Here is a 1,278-nt window from a genome sequence, read left to right on the forward strand (position 1 = left end):
ATTACTGCCCCAAGACTTCTGTCATTGTCAGCGTTGAGCTCAGCAAGCGCAACTGGCTTGTTGCTTCGCTCTCGCCAGGAGCGGCGAAGCCTTCGCTACGGACAATTCCTGCCGGGAACAGCGCGGAACTGATCAGTCACCTTCGCAATCTTGAGTGCAAGGCCGCTGATCGTATCGGTGAACCTGCCGCCATTCGCCTGTGCTTCGAGATTGGATATGATGGCTTCTGGCTCGCAAGGCTACTGCGGTCGAACGACATCGATACCTATGTGCTGGATCCCGCCAGCTTCCTCGTGTCGCGGCGAGGCAGGCGCGCAAAAACCGACCGGATCGACGCCGAAGCAATGATCGGGATCCTCAAAGCCTATCTCGCTGGCGACAAAAGCGTGTGCCGTGTCGTGGACGTGCCCTCTCCCGAGGAAGAGGACGCGCGCCGAGTAATGCGGGAGCGCGGCGATCTCGTGCACGAGCGCACCCGAATTATCTCTCGGATCAGGGGGCTACTTGCATTACAGGGCATACGATCTGTCAAAGCCATCAAGGGCGGTGACTGGTCAAAACAGCTCGACGACATGCGCACCGGCGATGGGCGGCCTTTGCCACCAAACCTTCGTCGACAAATTGAGCGCTGTTTCGAACGGCTCGCGTTGCTCAACGATCAGATCAAGGACATCGAGCGGGACCGCGCTGAAGTTGTGCTCCATGAGGAGTCTACCTTCCCATGCCGAGAGAAAGCGGTTCGCCTTGAGCAGCTGAAGGGCATTGGTCCGAACAGCGCGGCAATGTTGGTTGCAGAGGTTTTCTGCCGAAAGTTCGAAAGCCGACGACACGTCGCGGCCTTCCTTGGGTTAGCTCCGGCGCCCTTCGCCAGCGGCGACGTGTCGCGTGATCAGGGCATCAGCAAAGCCGGTAACCGAAGCACACGTGTGCAGATGGTGGAGCTTGCGTGGTGTTGGTTGAAATATCAGCCAAGTAGCGAACTGACCGTATGGTATCGCAACCGGTTCAAAGGCAACGGCGCTCGCGCGGCAAAGGTGGGGATCGTTGCGCTCGCCCGAAAATTGTTAATCGCGCTTTGGCGCTTTGTGGAGACCGGTCTGGTCCCTCAAGGTGCCGAGCTCCGCGCCGCCTGATGCTTATGTTGCAACAGGCTCGATAAGGCGACGCGGATTGGTGTGATGTGTGACCGGGAAAGTTGATGGCGCCTGAAAACGCCCAGTAGTAGTTTGGTCCGCATCCGCCTTTGCTCGATCCGGGGATGTGAATACGGATTATGGT

The 1,278-nt window shown here is 58.4% G+C and carries 1 protein-coding gene; it reads left to right on the forward strand.

Features of this window, described 5'->3' with window-relative positions:
* Positions 1–1,133 (forward strand): IS110 family RNA-guided transposase (locus AX725_RS16415; RefSeq protein ID WP_202185051.1); only part of this gene is annotated, 1,133 nt, incomplete at its 5' end.
* Positions 1,134–1,278: the final 145 nt, after the last annotated feature.

Source organism: Blastomonas sp. CCH9-A1 (assembly GCF_001557175.1).
Taxonomy (GTDB): domain Bacteria; phylum Pseudomonadota; class Alphaproteobacteria; order Sphingomonadales; family Sphingomonadaceae; genus Blastomonas; species Blastomonas delafieldii_A.